Below are 1385 nucleotides of genomic sequence, written 5' to 3' on the forward strand. Positions count from 1 at the left end.
GCCAACGTTCTGGTACTACAGCGGGTTTGGGTTCTAATTTAAGATTTATTTTTCGGTTATCACTAAACATTCAAATACAAAACCATTTTCCCATTAAACTAAATGCCCAAATCCGTTGTAGTAGCTGTTGGTGGCTGGTGTTTCTATTTAGAATAAGTCATTCGGATTTTTTCATTTGGTTTTATTTGGTTTAAGTTCTAATAGTATTTGTTTGATTAGATAAATAATTGTTCCTATAAAAATCCCAATAAATAACGTTGCTACTGTTTTAAACCCAATTATTAGATTTTCAGTTAATATAGAAAACAGATTTTGCCCAGCGTAATATAAACTAAGTAATAAAAGTACTACTGCAGGAATTCCAATAATAAATTTCAGATTATTCTTTTTGAAAGAGATTCGCGGGAATATAAATAAAAGTAAAATGCTAATTATCGCAAATAGTGCAATTAAGTAATGATAGAATTTTAAAGTTATTTTATGTCCACTTGCTCCCCAAAGCATTAGCATAAAAAGGATGGAGAATATTAAAATTCCACTATATATTATAAAACTAATCTTATAACCTTTCTGCATTTTTATTAGATATTTTTATGCGTCTTTTCGGTTTACACTTGCCACCAACGTTCCCGCGCTACACGCAGGCTGGGATTAAAGATGCGTATTCTTTCGGTTAAAAACAAATGCATCAAATACAAACTATTTTCAAATTAAACCAATTGCCCAGCTTGCTTGTAGCGTGTGTTAGTGGCTGCTTTTTTTTTCTCTCTATTAGTTTGTTCACTTAATTGTCTGCCAATAAAAAGATTATTATTATTATTTATTTTTTGTTAAGTAGAAAAATTCCCTTTCTAATTCATATTTCAGTCTTTTTACACTACGCCTCATCATAAAATATGGCATTGAGAACATTAAAGTTCCGTGTAAAAGCAAAAATGGTATTGCAAAGAATTCTACATTGTTGTCTGAACTACTAAAACTAAAAATAAATAGTGAATAAAAAATGATTAAAAAAACGTAGAATATAATAAAGAAATTATTGAACCCATTTATTTCTGTTTCAACGGTCAATTTACCATTGTTTTCGGTTAGGGTACCATTAGCAACAGCCATATTCATATTTGTGTCAAAAAAACGTGTTCTTCTTTTTAGTGTAAACCCATTATAATTTACTTGTCCTTTAAATTCGTTTTTACTAGAAGAGAATGCATCAAATGTATTTGAAAAGATTCCTGTATTTCCTTCGTCAGTGATTAAAGATAGTCGTTGTACGAATTCAGTTTTACTGATTTGTAGGTTAGTTGTCAAATAGTCAATAAGTTTCAATTTTTTTAAAAAGTCTTCCATTGTTGTTGAATTCTCTGTTGTCTGATATAGTTGCCACT

Annotated in this window: 2 protein-coding genes; both read right to left on the reverse strand. The window is 29.5% G+C overall.

The annotated features are described in order from the left end of the window. Positions 1-171 precede the first annotated feature (171 nt). Positions 172-576 (reverse strand): hypothetical protein, encoded by a 405-nt coding sequence (locus ACSVH9_RS16220; RefSeq protein ID WP_438064615.1) that lies wholly within the window; start codon positions 574-576, stop codon positions 172-174. A 240-nt stretch (positions 577-816) separates the two neighbouring features. Further along, positions 817-1385, reverse strand: a 569-nt coding sequence (locus ACSVH9_RS16225; RefSeq protein WP_438064616.1) for a hypothetical protein, incomplete at its 5' end; no start/stop codon positions are given.

It is taken from the genome of Flavobacterium sp. RSSB_23, assembly GCF_051547145.1.
Classification (GTDB): domain Bacteria; phylum Bacteroidota; class Bacteroidia; order Flavobacteriales; family Flavobacteriaceae; genus Flavobacterium.

Bases quoted from the DNA above. Each gene is read 5' to 3' on its own strand.
- ACSVH9_RS16220 (WP_438064615.1), bottom strand. From the start codon at position 576: ATGCAGAAAGGTTATAAGATTAGTTTTATAATATATAGTGGAATTTTA.